Annotated in this window: 23 protein-coding genes; 17 read left to right on the forward strand and 6 right to left on the reverse strand. The window is 41.3% G+C overall.

Annotated features, from left to right (window positions below):
- Positions 1–173 precede the first annotated feature (173 nt).
- On the forward strand, positions 174–785 hold the full coding sequence (locus tag H6G59_RS19620) for a hypothetical protein (RefSeq protein ID WP_190717403.1): 612 nt from the start codon (positions 174–176) through the stop codon (positions 783–785).
- Positions 786–869: 84 nt separating this feature from the next.
- Here H6G59_RS19620 and H6G59_RS19625 read toward each other — a convergent pair whose 3' ends face one another.
- A complete protein-coding gene (locus H6G59_RS19625) occupies positions 870–1,079 on the reverse strand; it encodes a hypothetical protein (protein WP_190717405.1) in 210 nt (69 codons plus the stop codon).
- A gap of 121 nt (positions 1,080–1,200) precedes the next feature.
- On the opposite strand from H6G59_RS19625, the gene H6G59_RS19630 reads away from it, so the two are divergent.
- Both H6G59_RS19630 and H6G59_RS19635 read left to right on the forward strand, forming a co-directional pair.
- Positions 1,201–2,667: a phage portal protein gene (locus H6G59_RS19630; protein WP_190717407.1), complete on the forward strand. Its 1,467-nt coding sequence runs from the start codon at positions 1,201–1,203 to the stop codon at positions 2,665–2,667.
- Between the two features lie 44 nt (positions 2,668–2,711).
- Positions 2,712–3,758, forward strand: coding sequence for a structural protein (locus H6G59_RS19635; protein WP_190717409.1), 1,047 nt, complete (start codon positions 2,712–2,714; stop codon positions 3,756–3,758).
- Here H6G59_RS19635 and H6G59_RS19640 read toward each other — a convergent pair.
- Positions 3,748–4,026: a hypothetical protein gene (locus H6G59_RS19640; protein ID WP_190717411.1), complete on the reverse strand. Its 279-nt coding sequence runs from the start codon at positions 4,024–4,026 to the stop codon at positions 3,748–3,750. The two genes, H6G59_RS19635 and H6G59_RS19640, sit on opposite strands and share 11 nt — an antisense overlap.
- 219 nt (positions 4,027–4,245) lie before the next feature.
- Here H6G59_RS19640 and H6G59_RS19645 point away from each other — a divergent pair, with 219 nt between their 5' ends.
- From H6G59_RS19645 to H6G59_RS19710, 14 genes are all read left to right on the forward strand, one after another.
- Complete coding sequence (locus H6G59_RS19645) at positions 4,246–4,872, forward strand: hypothetical protein (RefSeq protein ID WP_190717413.1); 627 nt, start codon at positions 4,246–4,248, stop codon at positions 4,870–4,872.
- 6 nt (positions 4,873–4,878) lie between these two features.
- Positions 4,879–5,499: a hypothetical protein gene (locus H6G59_RS19650; RefSeq protein ID WP_190717415.1), complete on the forward strand. Its 621-nt coding sequence runs from the start codon at positions 4,879–4,881 to the stop codon at positions 5,497–5,499.
- Positions 5,500–5,818: 319 nt separating this feature from the next.
- Positions 5,819–6,676 (forward strand): major capsid protein, encoded by an 858-nt coding sequence (locus H6G59_RS19655; RefSeq protein WP_199332084.1) that lies wholly within the window; start codon positions 5,819–5,821, stop codon positions 6,674–6,676.
- Complete coding sequence (locus H6G59_RS19660) at positions 6,676–7,026, forward strand: hypothetical protein (protein WP_190717419.1); 351 nt, start codon at positions 6,676–6,678, stop codon at positions 7,024–7,026. The genes H6G59_RS19655 and H6G59_RS19660 overlap by 1 nt, the downstream gene beginning before the upstream one ends.
- A 22-nt stretch (positions 7,027–7,048) precedes the next feature.
- Positions 7,049–7,747, forward strand: coding sequence for a hypothetical protein (locus tag H6G59_RS19665; protein WP_190717421.1), 699 nt, complete (start codon positions 7,049–7,051; stop codon positions 7,745–7,747).
- A 62-nt stretch (positions 7,748–7,809) separates the two neighbouring features.
- A complete protein-coding gene (locus tag H6G59_RS19670; RefSeq protein WP_190717423.1) occupies positions 7,810–8,376 on the forward strand; it encodes a hypothetical protein in 567 nt (188 codons plus the stop codon).
- A gap of 299 nt (positions 8,377–8,675) precedes the next feature.
- Entirely contained in the window at positions 8,676–8,960 is a 285-nt protein-coding gene (locus H6G59_RS19675; RefSeq protein WP_190717425.1) for a hypothetical protein, read from the forward strand.
- The gene (locus H6G59_RS19680) at positions 8,957–9,382 is read left to right on the forward strand and encodes a hypothetical protein (protein WP_190717427.1); all 426 of its coding nucleotides are present in this window, start codon (positions 8,957–8,959) and stop codon (positions 9,380–9,382) included. Before H6G59_RS19675 ends, H6G59_RS19680 begins: the two co-directional genes overlap by 4 nt.
- A 3-nt stretch (positions 9,383–9,385) precedes the next feature.
- A complete protein-coding gene (locus H6G59_RS19685; protein ID WP_190717429.1) occupies positions 9,386–9,859 on the forward strand; it encodes a hypothetical protein in 474 nt (157 codons plus the stop codon).
- 72 nt (positions 9,860–9,931) lie between these two features.
- Complete coding sequence (locus H6G59_RS19690) at positions 9,932–11,113, forward strand: hypothetical protein (RefSeq protein WP_190717431.1); 1,182 nt, start codon at positions 9,932–9,934, stop codon at positions 11,111–11,113.
- Position 11,114: 1 nt separating this feature from the next.
- Positions 11,115–12,341: a hypothetical protein gene (locus H6G59_RS19695; protein WP_190717433.1), complete on the forward strand. Its 1,227-nt coding sequence runs from the start codon at positions 11,115–11,117 to the stop codon at positions 12,339–12,341.
- Positions 12,342–12,345: 4 nt separating this feature from the next.
- Positions 12,346–12,759, forward strand: a complete 414-nt coding sequence (locus tag H6G59_RS19700; RefSeq protein WP_190717435.1) for a hypothetical protein — start codon at positions 12,346–12,348, stop codon at positions 12,757–12,759.
- A gap of 3 nt (positions 12,760–12,762) precedes the next feature.
- The gene (locus tag H6G59_RS19705; protein ID WP_190717437.1) at positions 12,763–13,290 is read left to right on the forward strand and encodes a hypothetical protein; all 528 of its coding nucleotides are present in this window, start codon (positions 12,763–12,765) and stop codon (positions 13,288–13,290) included.
- 93 nt (positions 13,291–13,383) lie between these two features.
- Positions 13,384–22,704, forward strand: coding sequence for a tape measure protein (locus H6G59_RS19710; protein ID WP_190717439.1), 9,321 nt, complete (start codon positions 13,384–13,386; stop codon positions 22,702–22,704).
- Between the two features lie 238 nt (positions 22,705–22,942).
- Here the strand turns inward: H6G59_RS19710 and H6G59_RS19715 are convergent, their stop codons facing one another.
- From H6G59_RS19715 to ureE, 4 genes are all read right to left on the reverse strand, one after another.
- Positions 22,943–23,395, reverse strand: coding sequence for a Panacea domain-containing protein (locus H6G59_RS19715; protein WP_190717441.1), 453 nt, complete (start codon positions 23,393–23,395; stop codon positions 22,943–22,945).
- A gap of 656 nt (positions 23,396–24,051) precedes the next feature.
- Entirely contained in the window at positions 24,052–24,648 is a 597-nt protein-coding gene (gene ureG / locus H6G59_RS19720) for an urease accessory protein UreG (protein WP_190717479.1), read from the reverse strand.
- A 142-nt stretch (positions 24,649–24,790) separates the two neighbouring features.
- Positions 24,791–25,474, reverse strand: a complete 684-nt coding sequence (locus H6G59_RS19725; RefSeq protein ID WP_190717443.1) for an urease accessory protein UreF — start codon at positions 25,472–25,474, stop codon at positions 24,791–24,793.
- Positions 25,455–25,892 (reverse strand): urease accessory protein UreE, encoded by a 438-nt coding sequence (ureE, locus tag H6G59_RS19730; RefSeq protein ID WP_190717445.1) that lies wholly within the window; start codon positions 25,890–25,892, stop codon positions 25,455–25,457. The genes H6G59_RS19725 and ureE overlap by 20 nt, the downstream gene beginning before the upstream one ends.
- Between the last annotated feature and the right edge of the window lie 153 nt (positions 25,893–26,045).

Here is a 26,045-nt window from a genome sequence, read left to right on the forward strand (position 1 = left end):
TATAAGCAATGAAAGTAACGAAAACGCTGTCAATGGAGACTCCCGGAAGAAACACTTCGTAAGATAGAAGAAGTATTGGGTGTGGATTTTGGTATTAACTTTGACTAACAAAGAGATACGGCGACGTATAGGCAAAATATACTAAGCCTATCAATGTTACTTTATTGGTCAAAATGAATCCGCAGGATGCACTAAAACTTGCAAAACAAGGTGACGCAAATGCGATCGCCACGCTCATAAATAGTTCGTTGCAGGGAAAAGGTATTATTGCTAAAGTTACCCAAAAAGATCACTGCCTACAGATTATTTTGGAGTCAGCAGAAACCCCTAACCAAGAATCTTTGGTTAATCTGATCCGCAAGGGCTTGATATCGTTAAAGCCTGGATCTATCAACCGCGTCACGTTATATGCGCGACAGCCAGGAAATAGCCTGATACTCTGGAGTGAGCGATTTAGCTTAACTGTTGCAGAAACCCCTAAAAATACACCTACTTTTGCCCCTGCAATGAGTGTAGAGGCATCTCAGCAACTCAAAAAAGAAGCAAAGAAAAAAGAGCTTGAGTTCAATATGGTATTTTGGGGAATAATTTTTTTGTTTGGTGGATGCACTGTCTATGCAGGAGGCTATCCCTGGACTTGTCAGCAAGCCGAGGATGCCGTGCGTGAAGCACAAAGGGATCTGGGCAGAGCCTACAATCAAAATTTAGATGATAATCGTTTATACAGTTATAGCTATGTCCTTAGCAACAAACAAGGCATAAGAGATAGGAAATGTAGTAATTGACTTAGCATAAATAGGCTTTCAACTCTTCTACTGCTGGATTTTGTGGAGGCGATGAAGATGACACTGGCTTCTTAGGTAGGTTGTTCATGTCTTCAACTTCAGTATATTTTCTTCATAAGAATAAACTGTATTACCTAAAATATCCAGATAATCTTCTTCGTCTGGCGTTAATTTACCTTTGTCAATTAGTCGATTGATTACATTTTGCGTAGCTAAAAATTCTGCCTCAGAGGATATTGGTCTAGGTGGGAAAGCCCTGAGTAATTCTATGTAAGCTTTATCATTTTTGTTCATATTTATTACATTAGTCCGCTATTTACAGTATAAGCAATTTACAAAATAGTGCTGAGTTTGACCCACCCTGAAAATCCACCCTCAAATCCAGCAACCTTAATCTAAATACTTGAATTACTGTATGAACCTTGCGGACGAAAACTGGAGATACTACGAGGGGCTAAAAACCTTTGACTTTTGGACTGGACCGAAGCCAGAAATTAATCATCCTAAGTATCAGGTGGTGATGAAGCGGTTAGAAAAATCGTTTCATCAGTACAATGTTGTCCGCAAGATAGTAAATCACTACATCAACGCCTTAGTCGGCAAGCCGTTTCACTGGTATCTAAAAAATAGCAGTGGTGAAATGGATTCTGAGAATGAAGCAGAAAAATACTTGCAGATGTGGTGGGACTACAATAAGCAGGTATCAATATCTCAACGACTAGGCAAAGGAAAGCCCTTTGCTGAAGCAATTTGTCAGATGTTGGTCAGAGATAATAGAGGTAGTAATACAGGTATCAGTCAAGGGCTTGATGGTAGTGTTAGCGGGGGAATTGGTACGGGGTATTTGCGGCTTTATTCCCCAAAGCGATATGCAAATCTACAGCCCTGGAAAAAGATTATTCTGCACTGCCCATCACCAGGAAGTGTGCTAGTTGATCGTGATACAGATGGAATTTTGTACAGAGCCACTTATTCTTACGGTCAAGGACGCGAAATTTACACCCTGCTAGATAGTGGACTAACTAAGATTGAAGATGAGCAGGGAACTAGAGAAATCGACCTTCAGGGAAGATTACCAATTTTTGAGTTAAGTGGGGATTGCATTGTTACACAAGATATCAAAGATGCCCAAAATGCAATTAACAAAGGATTGACTCTGAAGGGTGAAAATTTAAATTTTGCGGGTTTTTTAGAACGGGTGATTTTAAATGGGCAGATGCCGGGGAAGTGGGTAAATGATGCCTCTGCCCCTGGCGGTGAGAAATTTGTGCCTGACCCGGCTGGAATGCAAGGAGGCGCGGGTAAAGCGATGTATGTTCAAGGTATCCCCATCGGTGATCGGCATAGTCCTTCAGGCTATACCAATCCGTCGGTTATGTATCGTGATCCGGTAGATGTGGATAATTTTCTTAAGGACTTTGAGCTAAATCTCAAGTGTGCTTATCTAGCAGCGGATTTGGGGCATTTGTTATCAGCTGGTGATGGTTCTCTGGCAGCAGTTAGTCGAAGAACCTTAAAAGAAGATTTTGCGACTGGCTTGGGGCAATATGCAGAAAATATCCAAGCGGTAATTTCCAATATTTTTGATACGGTGCTGTTACTTTTGAGCTACGATTTGCAGCGCCCAGACTTTACTCAATACAGCACTGTGGCGGAATTGAAAATGAATATGGGTAAGCCTTTACCAGAGGAAAGGGATCAAAATCGTCAAGATTATCAAGCGGGTTTATTAAGTTGGACTACGGCGGTAATGGGTACTGGTGAGGTTTCAGATCCTGATGCTGAGTGGGGGCTGAAACTTAGAGAGCGCGAGGAAATGCGGAATTTGGATGCTAAGGAAAAATCATTTGTTGAGGATTTTTCTGATGGGGGTGACAGTTGACCTCTGCAAGGCATGAAAAGCGGGCTGAGAAAAATTTCAAGCGCATGACCAAGGCTGAAAAGCTGTCCTTGGGGAAGATTAATCAGCGGCTAGAAAGTAATCACAATCGCATTGAAGAGCAGCTTTTAAGGAAGTATGAGAGTATTCGCGGTAACGATGGGTTGCTACCACATCAGAAGGCACTGCTGCTCAAAAATGAATTGGGTAGCATGAATATTGCTGAAGGGGATTTTCTGCCCATTTTTGATGAGTTGTACGGCAATGTTGATGCGGTATCGCTTGAAACTGCCAGTGATATGGTGAGGCTGTCTCAGGGTTCGGCTGCGGGTAGAATTAGCAGCCGTGATCAGGTGATTAAATATTGGCGTGAAGATAGCCAAGCCCGGATGCAGAAGTGGGGTAAGGCTTATGAACAGCAAGCACAGGCTTTGTTCGAGTTGAGTTATCAGCAGAATTGGGGTGCAAGACGCACGGCTGATGAGTTGAATGTGCTATTAGGAAGGACTGAGAAAAATGCAGCTAGAATTGTCCGATCATCCGGTAATTCCGTGCGTACCCTGACGATGAAGCAGGGTTACGATGCTAATAATATTGAGTTTGTAATTTGGAATACTTCAGGTAGTGATAAAGTTTGTCCATATTGCAGTGCTAGGAATCAGCAGGTTTACAAAATAGGTGAAGCAATCGTTCCTGCTCATGTTAATTGTCAGTGTTATTTGTTGCCATTTAAAAAGGAATGGGTACAGAATGGCAAGTTTGACAAGGAATGGTCTAAAGAGTCTAGGCGGAAGGGGTTGGAGGAGTTAAATAAGGCTGGGGGCGCTGCTAATAATGGACTGACACCGTTTGAGAAGAGTATGGGGTTGGATAAGCCGCCTAAACCTGTGTGGACTGCTGAGAAGGGGTTTGCACGCGGGGAAGCACCAAGGGTAATTACTAAGCCGCAGTTGCGGTATTTGAGCTTGTCTGAGTTGAAGGCTTTGGCTCAGGAAAGGGGTTTGAGTGCGGATAGGGTGAAGGAGTTGGGGAAAACTGGTTTAGGTAAGCGTGCTACTTGGATTAGGGCTATTGCCGCTGATTCTAGGGGGTAGAAGAATAAGCGGTGATAATAGTGCATTTGTAATCGTCACCGAAACAAGTTGTGTCCTCTGTTTCTGGAACTAAGGTATTAAATTCAATTAATGCACCATTGCAACACATCAGGCTTTCCCAGGGAATCCACCTTATTTCTGATTCTCCAGGTATTTGAACCCCAGCACCTTGTTCTAATGTCCGGATCAAAATTCCATATCTGTTATCACAGGTTTTAACTGGTGCATCGGGGTCAAGTCGTAAAGCCTGCTCATAATTTAAAGTCATGATACAAGTACCTGAAATTAGATTAGGGTTATTTCTCTAGATTCTATGCGGTAATTGTCAGAATCAGGATATCCAGGATTTAAGGATTAACAGGATTTTGATTGATTTTTAAGATTATCGTGACAAATGGTTTGATAAATTTGACTCCTAAGCTAAACCACCCTGAAATATGTATCTTAGATTCGCCACACTGAGATAAATATATATTTATTCAATCAAATGAATTACGCTGAAGCGATTCAGGCTCTCAAGGATTCCGGATTAGAAAATGCGGCTGATATTGTAGCCACTATCACTAAAGAAGCCACTGAACTTCAAAAATACAAAAAGCAGCACAATGAGTTAGAAACGCTTATTAATTCCGCTTTACAAGGATTTGGGAGCGAATCAGATAGCTATGAGCAGCGCCTAAAATCTTTATCCACTGAACTCCAAACAACCAAACAATCTCTAGAGACTGAGAAAAAGTCTAAGGAAGAGTTTGAGGGCAAGGTTAGACATTTGGAGCGGTACAACCTGGTACAAACTGCGGCTTCCAAGTCGGGCGCTTCTGTAGAGGTCTTGGATAAGCTTTTGGCTGGTTCTCAGGATGAGCTAAAGGTTGAGGGTGATACTGTGACCATTGCAGGTAAACCACTAAAAGATTACGCAGAGGCCAACTGGAAACCTTTTATCCCGGCTCTGCTACCTCAATCAGCACCAAGCTCAACAACAGATAAGTCCAACACTCCGCCATCTACATCTCTGCCTAGTGGTAGTCCGCAGGGTAAGCAGGAGTCCGTTGATCCACTTGCTGGAGTTTTGGGTGGTTACAAGCTTCCAGAAAAATTTAGTCAGGGGAGTTAATTAAAAATGGCAAAAATGCTGCACAGCACACCGCAATTAACGCAGGCTGCTTGGGCTGGTGATTTTTTAGATCGTCATTCCCTCATTCCCGGCGGTGCGCGTGTTGATCCATCTGAATTTCTCTATCAGGATGGGGTCAAAGTTACAGTTGGTGCAAATGCGGCACAAAATGCCACTAGTATTACTGTCGCTGCTTTATCCGGGGCTATTCCCAGTGGAACAGTTCTATATTTTGGAACCGCTAAATTTGCTTTGTTAACTGCTGCGGCTGCGGCTGGTGCAACGAGTTTGACTGTTCAAGCGTTACCTACGGCTATTGTCAGTGGCAATACTGCGACTTATGCAGGTTCTACGGGACGCAAGCCAATTAAAGCTGGCACTCTTCTCGGTCGGACTTATGCCCAAAGAGATGCGGGTACTGGGTTTGGGCTGGCTGATGTGGCTGGTGATGATGAAATTTATCTTTTGGCATTCGATGTGACCGATGCTCTATTTGAGGCTGATTGTGAGCTTTACAGGCACAACTCAATTGTTAAGGAAAATCTGTTACCTGGCTGGAGTACCTACGATTCTACTGCTAAGGCGAAGCTCAGAGAGCTTTATCAGTGTGTTGCTGGACTTGCTTAATTATCTGATGCAGGATGTCCAGGATTTAAAAATTAAATTCTGAAACTGTAAAACCAATGACTAATAACCAATAACTAATGACTAAAAAATGGATTTACTAACGTTTGTTAAACAGATGCAGGATGCGGGATATCTAAAACGGATATCTCGCAATCCCTTGGCACAATTCGGCACGGAACGACGGCGCTACATTGGGGCTGAGTTGCTGCCTGAACGTCCGGTAACTGAAAATCAGTATCGCGAAGATCAGGTTAAATTCAGAACTATTGTGGCTAACGATGGTACTCGATATTCTCCCACCCAGAAGAAAGATGGCGATTTGGTTGGGTACGTTGATGTCATTTTGGGCAATAGCGATATTGCCCGTGAAATGACCGGGCGGGAATACGATGCCCTGGTTAGTTTGCTGATGAGTAGCAGTGATATGCAGGCCACAGCAACTATGGCTAGATGGGCGGATACCGTACTCGAACGCGCTCTGATTGAGAAGTCAGAAAAGGAGCGATGGGAAGCTATTGTCGGCGCTCAGGTTACGCGTCAGGGCGATAATGGCTATTCTGAAATTGTGAACTTTTCCAATCCGGCGGGGCATCGATTTGATGCTGGTGGAGTTTGGTCAAACGATAGCTATGATCCATTTGAAGACATCTTTGATGCGGCTCAAATCCTTTACGATAAAGGTTTTATGGTTAGCCGGATTATTTCCAGCCGTACTGTAACCAGCAAAATGGGGAGGAATGCCAAGGTTAGGGGGCGTACTGGCCGGGTTGTAGTAGATGCTGGTGGACAAATTCAAGGCACAACCGGTAGAGCGGAACTAGCCGCTATCAACCAATCTCTATCAGCCGATGGATTACCGCCGATTGAGTTATACGATTTGCGATATCGTACGCAAACAGGAACTTTTCGATTTTTACCTGATACCGTGACGGTACTTGTCGCCACTACTGAACGTGACGAGAACCTGGATGTAGGTGATGGGCGAACTATGCCTATCCCTGATTCTCTGGGCTACTACGCAATGGGTAGAGCGGTAGGACAGCCTGATTCTGGCAGGGTGATTAATCTTTTCCCTAAAGAAGATAAGCCGCCACGAATTGAGGGTGAAGGTTTTCAAACCTCATTCCCAGTAATCACCGAACCTGAAGCGATTGTCGTTGTTAAAAATATCTCCTAATGCCATTCATCGCATCCGATAGATTCCGAATCATCAAGCATTTGCCTGGAGTCACGCTGGCACAGGCAGGAAGTTTGTTGGCAGCAATTTCTGATGAAGATATCATTGCCGAAATTCAAGCTTGTTTGGATGCTTTGGATGCTCTTAAGGAGGCTCTCAGTACTGAGCGTTCTGGTACGGATGCGGCATTAATCAGGGTTGATGTTCTGGAGTGGAGTCCAGGAGGACGAACATCTGGGATGGAAACTGAAAGGCTTGAATTGCGGAATCAGTTGGCTATTTTGCTGGGTTTGGAAAGTTGGGGTAGCTTCTCAAACCTATCTGGTTCCGTTGAGTTTCACCCCATATAAATTAAGGAAATAAGGAGATTTTATGGTAAGAAGTAAAGCAACTATCGGACGCGGAACTTTAATCTCTGTTGCTCCTGCCGAAGGCGATAATGTATGGCCTGAAGCTACTGCAATCACTATCACTACTGCCCCTGCCTCTGCGGCAGTTGCGATCGCAGTATCTTTCGATCCTGCACTGACTAGAGATATCCCCGCATCAACTACTAGACCGCTATACCTGAATTTCATTGAGGTGAGCGGTAAGTCTCACTTTGTAGAGGTAACATCTCCAATAACGCCTGCAACCACATCATTGACGGTGAAGGCTCTGAAGCAAGGAATCACTAATGGTGCGATCGCGGTTTTCCCGCTTTTATTAGCCAACGCGGAAAATGCCAACTTATCTGATGATAAAACTGAAGCCGATATCAATGTATTTAGCGGGGATGGATATAAAGATTCAATGACCACTCAATTGGCAAAGGGATTCAGTATGTCCACTTTTTGTAGTCAACTGGATGCTGCGTGGAATACCTGCCTGGATGCCTCAAATAGCCTTGAATATGATGAGGTTTACATCAAGTTGGAATTACCTAAGCCAAAAGGTTACACCAACAATGGACTAACCTTTGAATTCTTCAGCGGAATTAAAGCCCCTTTCAGTATCTCTGCCACAGAAATCATAAAAACCGATCTTACGGGAATGTCTCGTGGAGAGTTCAAAATCACAAAAGCTGCTTAGGCATAGTCCTATTCTGGATACCATACCCGCTTCTTTTAGCGGGCTTTTCATACTTATCCGCCATGTTAAATCCTGAAATTAATCTACCTTTCGATACCACGCTTAAGCAAGAAACCGTATCAATAAAAACTCAAACGAGAGAACTTAGATTTCCTGTTTTTTACGGATTACGGGTATTAGAGCAAATTAATATAAATAAGGCTTTGATGGAGTTAAGCCCTTATGCTATGGCTTGCGAATTAGCAGTAAAAATTGAATCTGAGCTACAGATGGATTTGATGTTGTGCTACAACGCTGTTGTTGGTAATCCTCCTGAGAATAAGCAGGATTTACTAGAAGTGCAGCGCATACGAATTCGCTATGCTCGTGAAATTGAAAAAATAAATAATTTCTCAGAGGAGTATACGGATCAAGAACGGTTAATAACTGTTACCGAAATTTATAAAAGAATAGATCCAAATTGGACTGTAGAAAAAACGCACATGATTACAGTGCCATTACTACAAGAGATTTGGAAATTCGCACAAAGTGAAATTGCCTGTAATTCAGGAGTTGTTGAGAATATAGTTCCAACTAAGGAGGACATAAAAAAGCCTGTGGACGAAAGTCCGAGCCAACAGATTGGCTAGGTATTTTTTGGCAGATCCAAGGCTATTGGAGTACAGATGATAGATTTAATTCAAGAAATTTCGCCAATCAACCTTGTTGGTTGGTTTTTCAGGCTTTGGAGTCCGGGCAGGAAGCGGAAATAAACAGGCTTCATAATTACGAAAAGCCTATTGCCCAAATGACTGCGGTTTATGCTAATTCGCAAAGGTCAGAAGCACCGTTTTACGAGGCTTCAGATTTTTATGTTTTTGAGATTTGTAAGAGTTTAATCGATCTTACTGTTTGCAAGACATTTTTATCTATTGCCAAAGATCACCTTATGCCTAGTTGGGTAGTGAGGTTGTCACCGTTTGAAGAAATCGAAAAAGCCAAGGATAAAGATGGACGAATTGCTAGTCCTAGAATGTGGATGCGGCGTGGATTAGCTTTAATCTGTCCAAGGGTTGAAAATGGCAAATTAATAGCAGGGATGGCAATTATCGATGATAATGCGCCTTTTGGTGAGGTGGAAGTATTTGATGTTGATACCAATGAATCTCACGTTATATATGTTCCAGAAGGTATTCAGGAAGCTTATCTTTTAGATGTCCGTTGGTCATTATGAAAAAATCACCTTTCCATGAATACGGAAACGCCACACTAAGGCTTGAAATTGCGTCAGGAGCGCTGGTGACTGACCCAACAACTGGTAATGTAAAGCCCATTGCTCAAACCATAGAATTTTGGGCTTTACTTAAATCTAAGCCCAGCAAAGATGATATGAAGCTAAGGGAAATGGCTGGTGTAGATGTCGCCAGTGTTTACGTGGAAGGATGGTTGATTGGGGCCATTAATTCAGGCGTTGTCCAGGGACTGGAAACGGCATTTTTTCCAGAAGGCATAAGAGTGCCACTGGAAATAGAGGCAGAAGTGGATAGACGCGCGGGACGGTTACAGATTCTGCCTGGGGTGGCTTCTCCTTACGGTGTTGATCGGTACACAGGTCAGAAGATTTTTGGATATTTCAGCCACAGGAAGGGGGCGTGACAATTGTCTGAATCAGGATGTCCAGGATTCAAGGATTTACAGGATTATATGGGGAGGGGATTGATGAAATTTAAGCGAAATCAGAAGGGCATTAATGATTTGAAAGCCAAATTCAGGGATGCGTTTGGAGCCACGATGGGGGTTTTAGATATTGAATATGACGATGTGATTGAAAGCGATACTGCCTTCGCTGACCTGGGGTTTATTGGGCAGGATATTGTTGATACCCAGCGCTTTTTGAAAAGCAAAACTCTCATCACAGGACAGGATTTTGCTAAATGGGAGTGGAATCCTAAAAGCCCCCTCAATGGCTACCCTTATGCGGCTGCACTTTATACAGGGTTTTATGCCTTTGGGAAGTATCCAGTGGCTGGTAGACCCTGGACGGATAGAGCTATTGAGAGGGTGAACATACCTGAATGGATGGCACACGAGCTTCGTAAGATGGGCATTAAAGCGCGGTCGGAGAGTTTATAGTTCATGAAAACTCTGGAAGATTACTTACCTTTAGATGGGCTAGGGCTAACTTATTCCCAGGAAGAAGCCCGTATGGCTATAGCGATCGCTGAAGTTTTGGTAAACGTAAGAAATAGTGGAAGTACTGGAGAAATGAAAACTCTGGAAGATTACTTACCTTTGGATGGTTTGGGGTTGACTTATTCAGAAGAGGAAGCTCGAAAGGCTGTGGCTATTGCTGAGGCTATAGTTAAGATTAGCCCTGGTGGGGGCGGGGAGGGGGATTATATTCCTCTGATTCAAAAGGGCGCTCCTGGTGGTGTTGCAGAGTTAGCAGGTAATGGTTTTGTACCAGATGATCAAATTCCAAGCAATATTACAAGAGATAGTGAATTAGGTGCTGTAAACAGTGCCTTATCTTCTCACGCCAACGATGATTTAAATCCCCACTCAACTACTGCTGCACAAGTAGGTGCATTAAGTATAGATGCTAGAGGTGCTGTCCTTGGTGTTGCACCCTTAGCTGAAGATATTAAGCTGCCAGAGCAATATTTACCAGATAATATATCAGTAAATATGGTTTCGGTCCCTCAAGGGACAACATCAGAACTGGATGCTGCTGGTCTCGCAAGTAACAACATAGCTCTGGATATCACTGAAAATAGACTTAGGCTGGGTCCTGACAATTATGCTAAGTATTCTGAGGTATTAAATAAAAGTATTGTCCCACCATTTATTTCAGGCAACTACTACCCACTTACTGCAAAAACTAGCATAAAAATTACTGACAACGCGATATCTCCAGATTCAAATACAATATTTGAATATTTTATTGTTAATAGTTTGTTAAACTTAAGCTCAATATCAATACAAGTAATTACTACTGCAAACACTGATATTGCTTTGGCTTTATACAGCTTAAATGGAAACCTTAAACCTACAACTAGACTCACATCTCCAGTAACTCTTAGTTGTTTGGTAGAAGGATGGGCAACAATTACTGTTAGCGCAATTCTTGAACCCGGAATATACGCTATTGGGAACTATATATTAGGTGATGGGAATAATATAGTTTTATGTGCAAACCCTTCAATGTCAGAGGATTTGCACTTGTTTGGTATTGTAAACTTTACTGATTACAGTAAGACGGTAATGGCATTAAGTGAGGGTATTGGACTCCCTGCTAATTTAGCTGAAGGCGATACCATGATTGGAAGTTTGTCTGATTTTAGATTTATTGGATTGGCCCCAGTCTTCTTTTTTCAAGCCGCGTAATATGAATATTATTTACACTTCAACTTCAAATAAATCAATACAAGGGAAATACATTAATTCTGAAGGGTGGTGGGATATAGATGTTGTGCCTATTAATAGGCAAGTTTCAGGAGGTTCAACGTCTACAGTAACTGATAAAGATTTAATACTTACTCGCTATACTAATGCACAGATAGCGACAGATTTGCAAATAAATGAATTAATCTATACCAGAGAAATAACGCCAATATTAAATTATTCAATTCCCCCTGGTCCTCAACTTATACAAGAAGATAAATTATTTAAAACGCAAGTAAATGGAGCTACCAAAATAATAACAATATCAAGTATAGTACCTAATAGAACCATTGCTGTTACATTGGTGGGTAAAATCGAACAGCAGCCATCTACAGATATTTTTAACGATTATGTTGTCGGATCTTTAGCCAAACATTGTAGCGATGCTGTAGACTCCAGGGTTGCTGGCAAATCCAACACAAGTGCTTGGAATCTCTACACAATCCAAGATCATACAAGCTCTGTTTACATAAGGAATATTAACTTTTGGTCTGCGGATCTAGTAAGTCAATTAACCTGTATCTCGCCTTGGAATAGTCAAAGTGGTGCAGCACTAGGCATTACTTTGATTACGCCAAGGCATATTATAGCCTGCGGTCACGGGGGAAATTACAGCACAGGGACTGTAATTAGGTTTGTAAAATCCGATAATACTGTAATTACTAGGACAGTAACTGCTAGTAAGATTCACCCTCAGTACAGCATCGATTCAGCAGATATTACCATCTGTTGTTTGAATGCTGATTTACCGAGTGAGATAGTGCCAGTTAAACTATTGCCTGACGGAATCAATAGTTACTTACCAAATCTAAGCCCTAGTTACCGCATACCTTCTTTATGCTTGGATGCTCAAGAAAAAGGTCTGGCATTAGATTTGTATGGGCTGGACAACCAAGCCTCTTTTGCAGTTAGTTATAAAGCCCCCAGAAGTGCTTTCTCTGAGCCAATTGTGGGAGGCGACAGCGGCAATCCACAATTTTTAATTATTAATGATGAGCTTGTACTGATAGGTGTGTGGTCTACCGCTACTAGCGGTTCTGCACAAAGTACTAATTTATCCAAACAGATATCAGTCATTAATCAACTTATTGCTGATGTTGACGATTTGTCCAATATTGGCACAGGGTATCAGGTAAGCACAGTTGATCTATCTGGATTTCCTATTTATTAAAAAAATGTCTGACGCTTTGGAATTAAGAGAATTCGTATATATCTCTCTAGCCTCTCTTTTGGGAATATATAAATTTACTGATGGCACTCAAACACCTGCCATAGCAGTTATTTCAGGGAATGGTGAACTCTACCCCCCTGAAGGAACACAAGTTACTGGGTTAGAAGTAGTAATATTCACGCCTACGCTTGCACCTGCGGCTTTACTCCAGGGCTACAAAGTCAAAGAGCAGTGGGTAATTCATCTTAAGCAGTGGACTGTAGGCATGAGCGTACAGCTTGCTTTGGATAGCTTACTTTCTGCTGAATTAGAGGGATTTGTAATCAGTCAAATCGTCGAAATTCCCGCAGATTATAGAATGGGGATTCCAGCAGGCGCTCAAGTCAAATTAGATAAATTTTATTTCTCAGGAGAGTAGATCATGGAAATGATTAAATTACCTTATGTCGTAGAACCTAGTGAAGAATTAGTATTGATTGGCGGTCAAGGGATAGGAAGTGTGGAGTTGCCTAAATACGGCGCTTTACAAGATGATGAAGATGCGTTCATTATAGAAAATGAAATATCTATAGAAAAGCTGGCGATTGATACAGCTAAAGCCATTGAACAAAAATCAGAAACTGATGAAAAAACCGTAATCAAAACGGCGGACGCTTTGTTAAGTAAAGATTACGAATTTTTTGTTGACAATCTACAAGAATTGTTGGATTTTAGCAAACAGAAAAAAATGTTGCTAAAACATGAAAATGTTGTTTTAGTAACAGCCATAATTAAATTCCGACTGACATCAAATTGGACTATCGAGCATACTAAGAATCCTGCCTTACTAAAGCCTGGGCTATTTGCAAGAATCCTGGAATTTGCAAAGAATGAACAGTATGCATACATGGAAGATGGTGGCGGCGAAGTAGAGGGTGATACTACTGTCGTTGATGCAGTGATAGTTTAAGAAAAAATATTTCCAAATCAAGTTTTCAGAAATGTTCTGGAAGTGAAGTTATCATTTCCAGAAATTTATTTATGGATTTTTAGGTAGGGTCTTATGAGCGTATTAGGTTCTGTTTCAGTTGAAGCCTCGCTGGATATGTCGGCTATTGACAAGCAATTGGATTCCTTGGGGAGCCGTAAGCTTAAGCCGATAAAATTGGGCGTGGGACTGGATGCTTCGGGCTTGCAGCAGGAACTGAAGCAGATACCAAGTAAGCTTGACCCGATCAAGGTTGACTTGTCGCCCAATGTTGAGGATTTTCAGAGGAAGTTACAGAAGCTGGGCAATTTATCTGCTGTACAAGTCGAATTAAAGGCAGATGTTGAGGGTTTACGCAATAGCATTAAGAATTTGCGGATTGACCCGATTAAAATCGATTTAGCGCCTAATGTAGAGGATTTTCAGGAGAAGCTACGGCGGGTTGCTAGGTTAAGTCCTATCAATGTTGAAATCAGGGCTGATCGGGCTGCGGTTGAGAAAGAATTTCAGGAAATTGGTAGATATGCGGCAGAGGGCTTTGCTCAGGGGTTCGATGCCGCAAAGACTGGGGAAGGTGTTGCTGAGTCCATAGCAAAAGGCGTGAAAAGTGGGCTGGAAATTCAGTCTCCGTCTAAGGTTTTCAATCGTTATGGGAAATACAGCCGTGAGGGCTTCTATGGTGGGTTTGACGGGCTTTTAGTCGGCAAACAGGTTGCCACTGACTTAATTAAGGGGCTGTCTCCGGATAAGTCCAAGACTCAAGGTGTTGTTAGGGAAATTGAAAATCAATTTAGAGGAGCAAAGCTTAGAGTAACTGCTGAGATTGAAATAGACCCTTACCAGTCTCGAAAGAAATTACAAAAGCTTGAAGGGGAGATCGCGGTTTTCAATGGTGATAAAAATGCCGCCAAAAATATCACTGATTCCATTGAACAAGGGTTTAAGAATGCAAAGCCAAAAACTAATATTTTTGGTTCGTTGTTTAAAGCTATTGGCTCTGTTGCCTTAGCGCCTATTCAAGGCGCTTTCCAGGGCATATTCTCTGGAGTTGGCTTGCCTTTAGGAGAAAAGGTAGGGAGTAGTATCCTCAAGGGCGTGGAATCCAGTTTTGGGGATATTATTGGCAGTTTTGATTTGCTAGGTGAAAAAGTAGGAGAGAAGCTATCCGCTCAACTGCAAGATGCTCTTGTTGCAACAGGTAAATCAACAAAGGTTGTTAGTTTTTTTGAAGATTTGATTGGATTGCAGAATATAGCAGCCGAATCAGGATCAGCCAAACAGAAATCTAAACAGATTCAATCTCAAAAATCTAGGCTTGCCCAAAAAGAATTGATTGAGCAGCAAAGAAATTTACCATTTCAGTTTCCAGAGTTGCTGGCAGCACCAGCGCAGATAAAGCAAGCCAGAATATCACTTTCGGAACAGAAAGACGCTGCTGTTAAAAAATTAGGTAAAATTCAGTCTAGTCCCGCAGCCAAAGAAATGGCGCTACTTCAAAGAAAAGCGGCTAATTCTTTATCTTCATCCGAGTCCAGAGATTTATCAGCACTTCAGTTAAAATCTCAGTCAGGGTCACTAGATTCAAAGGAATCACAAAAGCTTTATCAGTTGCAGAAAAGAGCTAATTCAACTCAAATATCTAGTGACGAACTTGGTAGGTTAGGACAATTAACACAGCTAGTCACACAGCAAATGGCCTCTGTCGCCAAGCAAATTCAATCTATAGATCGAACTTTTGCTGAATTAGACGAACAAGAAGCTCAAATTAAGTTTGTAACAGAACGACCAGTCAAGGCACTGGCAGAACTAGGAAATAAGTCTGCTCAGGAAATGCAAGCTTTAGAAAAAGAAATTCAACAATTAAAAACTATTAAACAAGGAGTATTAACAAAACTAGGCAAGTCTGCGGATAAATCAGGGAATATTCCTGAAAAAGAGCGATCGCAAGCTGCTACAGAGCTAAAAAAAGCACAGCAGTTTATAGAACGTCGCCAAAAACGTATTCAAGAATTACAGAATGAGTTGATTGTTCCTGAAAATATTACCACTCCAGAAGGCAAGGCTGAATATTTAAGGAATAGGCAGAATACCTTAACCAAAAGGGATATAGCATCCGTTCGTAAATCTGCCAAGTCAAAATCAGCAAATATAAATATTCTCAAATCTGATAAAGCTCGAACCGAAAAATTACTGCAAGAAGCTAAAGCACCATTTGAACTTGTACCAGCAATTGAAAAAGAGCTTTTGCAGTTGCAATCTGACTATGAATCGCAAATTTCAATATTTAATCAGCAGATAGAACAATCTGCACAAGAAGCTCAATCTGCTTTGCAGTTAATTGACAAAATTAAGCTTTTACGCAGAAATAAAGGCGCAGAAATACAGGCTCGTGTTAGTTCTGGTGAAATTTCGCCCGAACAGGGAGCTACAGAAATTGAATCTCTATTCACAAAAACACAGATATTGTCAAACGAACAGACTTCTCGTGGACAATCGGCACTTGCTAGTAGGGCGGCTGCTACTCAGCAGCGAGATGATTTCATAAAGTCAACGGCTAATAGAAAGAATGCGCTGCTCGATAAACGAGAAAAGTCTGTTGCCTACCTAGAAACTCCTGAAGCCAAAAAATCTTTGCAGGCAATTGAGATTTATGAGAAGTGGTTAATTCAATCAAATTCTCAGATAGAGCAGGAAGTTAAATCGCTGCAAAGTCTTAGGGCAAAGGAAAAACAGCTTGAACAGAAAATTAAAAATAACACTCAACCACCGACTCCGATTAAGTCTGTTAAGCAGGAAATCAAGGATTCTGGCATCAAGCCTTTGGGTTCCAAAAACGCATATACAACTATTGCGGAATTAGTAGCCAAAGAGTCCGGCATTAACATCAAGGCAGAGCAAATACCTAAATTAGTTCAGGAGGAGCTTCCTTCTGGCTCAGGGGCTGAATATGATTTTTTAAGAAATGTTGTTAACGTTCCACCCCATATAGCTAAAGAATTACAAGGCATCCCATCAAAAGATGCTGTAGAGGCAATTATTCACGAGCTTGTTCATGGGCAACAAGGTAATTTTGGTAAAGATAAATCTAGAAGTAGTAGAAATTTACTCAAAGCCAATCCACAAGAGGTGGGAAAATTAGGTGGGAGAATAGAAAGCTCTACAAGAATAGGGATTGAGGGGATTGGGAAAACCATAGAAACAGCCAATCCAAAATTAGTTGAAAAGGTAAGAGCTATTGAGGAAGATGCTTATGTTTTTACAGAAAGAAATTTAGAAAAAATTTACCAAGCATTACTTGAAGAATTAAACAAAGTACGTCCAGATAAATTAAAAACCATACAAGGTATTTTAGGGCGCATAGATTCTATTCAGTTACCGCAGCAGACTGGACTTAATTCTAAAATATCTTTAAATTCTTCAAAAGATGTCGCTAATTATGTAAAGCAAAATCTTAACGCCAAAGGGGTTAGGGATTTAGCCCGTAGGATGGGCATAGATACAAAAAATGCCAACAAAGAATATTTATTAAAGGAAATTTCCTCATTATCATCAACGTCTGACACTAGAAATCAGATAGTTAGCTTGATAGACCAATTGAAGCCAGATGCCTACTTATCTTCTAAAAAAGGAGGTAAACAGACTCAAGAACTACCGCAAGCTGGAACAATTATTGAGCAGCTTAAGGCGGGACGAAAGGCTTTATCTGAGGCAATAAAAACAGCTTTTGAGTTAGAAGAGGATGAAAAAGTTAGTGCATTAGAAAAAATATCTAAAAAATCGGAAGAATTACAAAATCTAGCCAAAGACCTGAGTAGAGAGTTCCAACTTACAGGACAGCAAGGCAGGCAATTATCTGGAATTCGCGCTCAACTTTCACTTACTACAAATCGCTCCAAACAAGGATTATTTAATCAACAGCAACCCTCAACAGAAACAACTCCTAAAATTTCGGAAATCGAAAAAGACGCGGTTATTCCAGCAGGGTTGCGATTACAATCTTCTAAACTTCCTCACATAACTCGCCCGTTACTACCTGGGTCATTACTTAAGGCGGCTGAACTACCTGCAATAATTCCACCGCCACCACCTAAAACGACTACTGCTCAGAAAATCAAGAAATTAGAGCAAGAAATCGGCAAGGTCGATACTGCTATAGAAAAACGACTTGAGCAATTGGAAGCAGAGGTGCAGTTAGAAAAAGATGCGGCATCTATAGGGATAAAACCCAAAAATACAGGGCGAAGACTAAGCCTCAAGCGCATTAATGACGAAGCAGAATTAAACAGAGCTAAATCTCAAGTAGTTACAGAAACTTTAATTTCACCAAGCTCGGAACGTGAACTAGAAGAAATGAAGCGTCAACGGGGGAGAAAACGCACAAACCCTGTATTAACTTCATCACCGACAACTTTGAGCGTGGATCAAGAGCTAGATATCATGCGTGGTAATGCAGGTATTACTGGCAAAAAAACAGACCCTGATTTGCGAACAACAGGGTTAAGAATTAACAATTTGTACAGGCGTGCGGTTCTCAAATTTAAAAATTCCATCAGTCAAAAAACTAAAATAGAAGCGTTAGAAACTGTAGAGCAAGTAGTTAATGTTTTTGCGGATATTGAAAAGGGTATAGAAACAGCATCCCAAGTACAAACGGCATCTCAAAGAGTTTCTAATGGGGTCAAAAATGCCCCCAAATACTTGAGGGAGCGTGCTAGAAATGCTATTTTCACCAAGACTAGATATTTAATTGAAAACAGTGACGCAATTAACACACTTGTCGCTGACAAGACTAATAGAGAACCTACAGGAAATAGGACTAGAGCAGTTCAAGAGTTCAATAACAAGCGGGGTCAGCTTGCAGAATTAGTCGAAGTTTACGCTCAAGCACCTTCCAAATCTGGGTTTAATGCCATTCGCCAAACCTTGAGGGATATCGAGAAATCTTTACAAGAAATAGGCGTTCCTCTGCCTAAAGTCAATGCTTTACTCAAGCAGTACGAAAAAGATGTCCGGGAATTACAGGGGAAAGGCTTAGTACCTTTAGATTTTGAAATTCCAGCAGCAGATAAGCTGCCAATGTTTGTTGATTTATTTGAAAAATTTGGTGATACAGCCGCCAAAGCGCTTGGGCCTATTTCTGCAATTGGCCCAGCAATAAAAGGGGCTGCTGCTTTTGCTGCAACTTCATTTCTACAAAATTTCTTCCAAAATCTAGCTCAGGATGCTTTCCGCGCCTATGTTGAGCTAGACAAACTCAAAACTGTTCTCAACTTTGCTTCAGGTGGGATTAGTGGCGGAAGCAGTAATTTAGCATTCATTCGCAAGCAGGTTGATGATCTTAAAATCCCTTTGAATGCATCAATTCAAGGATATACAAAACTTGAAGCTGCTGCTCGCGGTTCCTCTTTGGCAGGCAAGCCAAATCGCGAATTATTTACAGGACTTTCCCAAGCCAGCACAGTCCTAAGCTTGTCGGGTGATGAGACTCAAGGAATCACCGTTGCTTTGGGACAGGCAATTTCTAAAGGCAAATTCCTAGCTGAGGAGCAAAACCAGTTAGCAGAAAGAATTCCGGGGCTTTTTGGCATTATGGCACGAGCCGCAGGAGTAACTGAAGCAGAGTTTGCCAAACTCAGAGATTCGGGTCAAGTAATCACTGAGGATTTTTTACCCAAGTTTGCCAAACAACTTCAATCGGAATTTGGTGATGCTGCACTAGATGCTTCTGGTAATGCTCAAAGCGCTATATTTGACTTCCAGAATTCATTACTGAGCTTGCAGCAAGGTGTGGGTGAAGGGATTGCACCTGCTGCTGTCACCGGGATTAATATTTTTACTGCTTTACTGAAAGGAGCTTCTGCATCTTCTAGGGAATTAGGTTTTTTGCTTCTTTCTGTATCTGCTGTTTTGGCTGTAAAAATGGTTGTAGCACTACAGTCTGTAGTCGCTCAACTGATAGCGACAAGAATCGCGACAGGTACTTTGGGTGGTGGTCTAGCATCGCTTGGGCAAGCCCTAAATAATTCGTCTTCAGCAAAGCTATCTGTAGGGTTATTTGCGGCACTCGAAATTGTTAACTTGCTGAATCAAGCTGTAAACACTGAATTAGTGCAATCCTTCGACAATGCCGCCAAGTCTGCGGATAGAGCCAGAAAATCCATTGAAGGAGCATTCAATCCAGAGGTTAAGAAAAAAAATCCACTTCAAGCACCCGAAGCATCAAATGGATTTGCAAGATTTGTAGATAATACTGCGATCGCTGCTTTGAATTTTGGCAATGATACTTACAGGGTTAATAATCTTTTAATACCTGGGGGAAGAAAGCCTGGAAGCAGGCTGAATACTTATGGACAACTTGAAAAATCAAGTATAGAAGCTAACGCGCAAAATCAAATTGCCAGTATCTACGCTTTGATGGTTCAAAGTAAGCTGGGTTTGGCTCAACTTGAATCCGGTACTGGAGAAGCTGGAAAGCTGCCTAGCCTAACTAAGGAACTTCAAGTTGCCGAACAGGAAAGAGCAGTATTACAAGCTGAGATCAAGCGGTTATACAGTGATAAAGGTTTGGTTGTACCTGGCGACAAGCGCCAACAACTTGAGCAGAAAAATATTCAGATACAGAAACTGAATACGGATCGGGAAGCTGTTGCTAGACCCTTCACCCTCAGTATTTCCAAGTCTGAGCAACAAATTACCAGTCTAAAAAGTAAAATTGATCAATTAAAAAATGATGAAAAGCTTCTTGGTGTTTTAGGACAAGATGGCGTTGATCAACTAATACAGCAGTATCAGCAGGCGTTGAAATCAGCCCAGGATTTCAAGGCAGGAGCGGAACAAGTAATAGGTTCATTGAGGGTAGATCCAGTTCTGACATTCACTCAAGCTATTTTGAAATTAAATTTGGCATTAGCTGAAGGGCAAGAAAAATCCGAACTACGGTTTACTGGATCACGAGAAGGCATCTCTAAAAATCAGGTTTTGGAATTCTCTAGAAATAGATTTGCGTCCAGGAATGCGGCAACTAGTTCCGCACGTGCCGAGCTAGAAAAGAACAGAGATAACGCTAACCTGCTTGAAAATGCGGTTAGAGACTCTGAAAAATCGATCAATGACCCAACATTCCAAACAACCTTAAAACGCCTTGGAGTATCCTCAGATGCCTCTGTACCTAAGATTGAAGATTTACTTAGTCGCACTCAAGATGATGCCGACAAAGCAATTCTTGAAAAGCTAAAAGTTGCTAGGGAGCAACGAAATAAGCTTGGTGAAGCAAGAATATCCATCAATGAGTCGGAATTAAAGGTTAAGCAAAATCGCCAAGAAAACGCTCTATTCAGTGTTGATGACCGCACGTCACTGACCAAGAACCGACTCCAAATAAATGAGAATGAATCTATAAATTTCTGGAAAAAAGGGCAGCTTGAAAAAGTTGTTGTTGAGGAAGTTGTCGCAGAAAAACTAGCCAAAATTCAGGTAGAAAGCGGCTTAAAACAGAAGCAGGTAGTAGATGCTCAATTGCTTGTTTTGAGGGGATACTACGAGCAGGGAGACATCAGTGCCGAGGAGTTCCACAAGCGTCAGCAGGAGTTGACGGTTGAGCAATCCAATCTTGAGAAGCAAGAAACTGAGAATAGATTGGCGTTGCAACAAGCTGTTATCCAGCGTCGTATTAAAGAATTAGAATTTGCCAATAAAAAAGCTGAATCTATCTCGGCAACATATCAAGCTGATGCTACCCGTACAGCTAAAGAGAGATTGTTGGCTGGCGGACTAACACAATCAGGTCAAGATGCTTTTGCTCTCGAACAGAATAAGATTGATCAAAAGTCGGCAGCAGATAAGGTTAGTCAAGTTAAAATTAGAATTGCCCAAAATAAACAACTTTATGGTGAAGGTTTAAAAGATGCTAGGGATTTTCAACAAGAGCAGCTATCCCTAAATCAAGAATTAGCTCAAGCTAATTTGCAAGCTGTAGACCTCAAAATTCAAGCCGAAGAGAAATATCGGGAAATTGCAGAGCGTGGCGTTCAGAGAATGCTGAGGGCTGAGGATAATAGGTTCAAGTCCCTCAATTCCCGGTTAGCGGCCCTAAAATCTAGCGCCGATCTGTACAATCAGAGCATAGATACGACTGTTAAACTTGAGGAAAGCCGCTACAATCTCAAGAAAGCGCTAGGTGATGCTGGTATATCTTCTTTAGAAATTCGTAAAGATAGCGCGAATCGAGCGCTGGAACTTAGTCGCAAACTCAAGGATGATAATTTAGATCCCGCAGTTAAAACCGAAGTTAACCGTCAATTATCCGCATCGGGTTTCGGAAATTCAGAGTTAGCAATTCTCGATCAACGTAATCGTATTGAAGATGAAATAGCAGCTAAGAAGCTGGAATCTTTGAAAATTGAGCAGGAATACCAGCGTCAATCAGAAGTTTGGCGTTTGGAGCAACAAAGGTTAGCGGCCGAAATTGCCATCTATGATGCACAGGGATTGCAGTTGGCAGCAGCTAAATCCAAGTTGGAAGCTGAAGGGGCTGCAAGAATTGCAAAACTTAAAAAAGATGATATTGCTATTCAAGAAGCAGAAATTTCTCTGGAAATAGCAAACAGGGAAGCAGCAATTGCAGACAAGACGCTTCAGAAAAAATTAGATATTTTAGGTATACAAGAAGAGTTGGCGGAAAAAGCCAAAAAAACCCAGGAGTCCACTCAAAAAAGTGCTGTAGAGCAACAGTTAGCAGCCGATGCGGCCAGAAAACAGGCGGCGGCGCTAGAAAGAGTAGAATCATCAGTTAACAAAACTGTTGATAAAATTGACAAGGTTGATAGCGACAATAAAACCGATAAACCGGAGTCTACAACTAGCAGTACAGTAGATGGATGGAAAAATCCGTTTGACCGACTGACCAAGGAAGAGTATAAGAAATGGCAGCAGGAGCGTCGTAAAAAGTTCAGTTTGTCCGGTCAACCCAAAATGGAGTCAGATTTTGACTACGCTTCTAGAATTGCGGAACTACGTATGACTGGAGAAATCCAAGATTTTCGCAGTACATTTAGTAAGATTGATACAAGTGGTTTTGATTTTGGTGGTGGTGCTGGTAAATTGCCGTTTGGTTATGAGCAGAGTAAGAACGGTAGTATATATCAATCCTATCTACAAAAAGAGAATACCGTTCCTCAACCACTACCTACAAACAACCCTTCAATGAATCTGGATTTTGCTGGTTTAAAAACTTCTGTTGAAAGTATTGATAAAAAATTAGTATCTTTAATCGGTAGTATATCAAATATTGCCAACAGACCAACGAATTTAAATATTTCTAGCCCTCAACCTGTAAGCGATGCAGCTAAAATTTATAGTGATTTGAGTAAAGCTGCTGTGAGGAAGGCTGGTTTGTAGTAAGTTACTAGCTAAGACTGTCAAGGCTTGTAGCGATTTCCTACGCGAAAAATGTAGTAAGTTACGTAATAAATGTAAATTCCACCTCAAGTAGAGTAAAGCAAGTGATTTTCCAGGCCACAACGCTTTTTTACTTAGAGATGGATTGTACAACACCACCCAACTAAAGGGAGGTTTATTTTTAATGTCTAAGCTAGTTTTAAGTATAGACGATCATTCTTTGCGCTGCCCATTATTTTTAGCAACCAAAGATGTATGTTGCTAGAGCTAGGTTGCTGATTTCTTCTTCAATAGAACTTGTTTCCTCTTCGGGTATGCCAGTAGCTATCAGAATGTCTCGGTAAGTAATTGGTATTGATGAATCTCCAAGATTTTTCCATTCTGGAAGAGAGCGCAAAATGCCTAATAATTGCCCATCATCAAATTGCCCGTAATGGTTAAAAATTTCCTGAGCTAAGTATTCTTCTGCCTCTGACAAATCATCAGTAGGGCATTCTTGCTGCAAAGCCACTTCATGGTTGTCAGGTGGAGACACATACCGAAACCAAATATGATTAGAGACGGGTTGTTCCCCTTCGTTAATTAAATCAAGGGTAGAGCATAGTATTGTCCCGTGCTTTAAGAAACAATATGAGTCGTAAGTAATAGGTCTTCTCCATTTAATCAAAGCCTGCCTTTCTGCTAAGTACATCAGTTTTATTAGCTTCATGTAATTAAGTCGTCCGCCACCAAGCTTAATGAAACTAGAGGCAAGCTGAGTGGATTTTCTTTTGTCAAAAGCTGGTTTCATGTATGTAGGTCTTGTGAATTCCCAAGATATTACCAGAATTTTTATGAGGATTTCTAATCAGTAGAACTAAAGCAAGATGTTCCGAACACTCGGAATAAAATTTGCGGTGCGATTGTAACTTTGTAGTTGTTATGGTATATTTGTACTGCGGGTCGCACATTTCCGGCTTTGTACCCTGGATACCGCCCGCACCCCTGAAAGCTTCATTGATAGATGCACTTCTGATAGGTATGTCCCGGCGCGTGGGATATACCTAATTTTATGTATTTTGATTAACTTTGGATTTGGGCGTGGGAGTCACCCGGTGCGATCGCTTTCAGTCATCTATTCAACCTGTTCTGACCATCACATGACAGATGAAATGATTAATCAAACCATTTGTCGTATTTATCAAACCATTTGTCAGCATGAGTAATCAAACCATTTGTCGCCTTACAGCCTGATTCACCTTTTTCACCTTCAAACTCTTGATATATCTAAGTTTTAGCTTTATTAAGCAAGCCCTAATTTACCAGGGAATAAGAAATAGGGAATAGGCTTGAAAGTCTCGCCTTATTTTAGCAAATGTGTGTGGTAACAAATTCAATAACATCTGCTAAACCGGCTTGAGTTTTCAAATTTGTAAAAATGAAAGGTTTTTCGTCGCGCATTTTTTTTGCATCTCGTTCCATCACACCTAAATCAGCACCAACATAGGGTGCAAGGTCAGTTTTATTAATAACTAATAAATCAGATTTAGTAATACCTGGGCCACCTTTGCGGGGAATTTTATCACCAGCAGCCACATCAATCACATAGATTGTTAAATCAACTAATTCAGGACTAAAAGTAGCAGCTAAATTATCACCACCACTTTCTAAAAACACCAAATCTAAATCTGAGAATTTTTCTTCTAGTTGTTCAATGGCGGCTAAATTCATGGAAGCATCTTCGCGGATAGCAGTATGGGGACAACCTCCTGTTTCCACACCCAAAATGCGATCGCTCTCCAAAGCTTGAGAACGCACCAAAAACTGGGCATCCTCTTGAGTATAGATATCATTCGTCACCACTGCTAAGTTATATTGTGCGCGTAAAGCCTTACACAAAGCATCAACTAAAGCCGTTTTCCCCGAACCCACAGGCCCTGCTACCCCAACTCGAAATGTATTCATAAAATTAGTCATTAGTCATTGGTCATTGGTCATTGGTCATTGGTCATTGGTGATTGGTGATTGGGTAGTAACTACGAATTACGAATTACGAATTACGAATTACGTTGGCGGTAGCCTGCCGGAGGCACTATTACGAATTACTTTAACTTCTAAACAACCTAGTATACTGGGTTTCATGCTGCATACTAGCCAAAGATAACCCCCAACTACAACAAGCCAAATCATCATCCTCCAAAGCCAGAATTTCCACCATTGCAGCAGTTAATAATTCTTGTAACCCCAGTAATAATTCTTGTCCAGCAGTTTGACCCAGGGGAATAAGTTTAACTCCCGCAGTAATTAGATTATTTGCCCAACTATGGAGATATGCTAATGATGCCGCGTCTGTGCTAATTTGCCAATGAGCGCCAGCAATGCCAAATGCGATCGCATAATTGCAAGGATAACCCACAGATGTAGCTAATGGTAAAGTTGCCGGTGCGAGTTTACCTAATAATTGTATGAGCGATCGCCCCATTTGCCAACTAGAAGCGCGTAACTCTTCCGTATCTCTCACCGCAGATAACCACAAATTCCATCGACGTAAAGCTTCCACATCATCCAGATTAGCAGCATTTAACGCTCTCACCATTACAGCGGTATCTAGCCGAATTGACCCATAACGTAACTCAGCTTCTAACCAATGTTTGAGATTTTCCACATTAGTAATAGTTCCATTTTCCACCAACATTTCCAGACCTTCTGAATAGCTATAAGCTCCCACCGGCAAAGCTGGACTAGCTAATTGTAAAATAGATAAAAAATTACTATGAGTGAGAATGTCCATAAGCTCCTAATTCTGGTTGAAAAGGTACAACTTCCTCCTTAATTTCTAAACCCAATTGTGTCAACATATCCTGTAAAACTGCATCAGGTGACAAGCGTAAATAAGTTGGAGTAATTTCTACAGGTACATGACGATTTCCCAAATGATATGCAGCCCTTAATAATAAAGGTGTGGCTGCAAACACAGTCAAAACAGGTTCAGGTTTAGCAATAATTTTGATGAAATTACTTTGACTTTCATCAGCGAGAATATCACCATCATGTAAAACTGTACCTCTTGGTAAACGCAAAAACACAACTTTACCATCCTCCAATGTAAATCGGTGACGGCTGCGAGTGCGTTCTTCTGCGGTGAGTGCGAGAGTTAAATTAACTACAACATTGGAGTCAGTTCGCTTATATTGCGTCAAAGTTAGCATAATTTATTCATCAATACATATCTTGATTAAGTTTAACCAATTCTGGGGGTTTAATTCCCCTGCCTCTACAGGCAGCAAGTTTTGTGTCGGGGTCTAAATCCCCGTTGCAAAACTTAATTACGAATTACGAATTACGAATTACGAATTACGAAT

The sequence above is a fragment of the Anabaena lutea FACHB-196 genome (assembly GCF_014698305.1).
In the GTDB taxonomy this organism is placed as follows: domain Bacteria; phylum Cyanobacteriota; class Cyanobacteriia; order Cyanobacteriales; family Nostocaceae; genus Anabaena; species Anabaena lutea.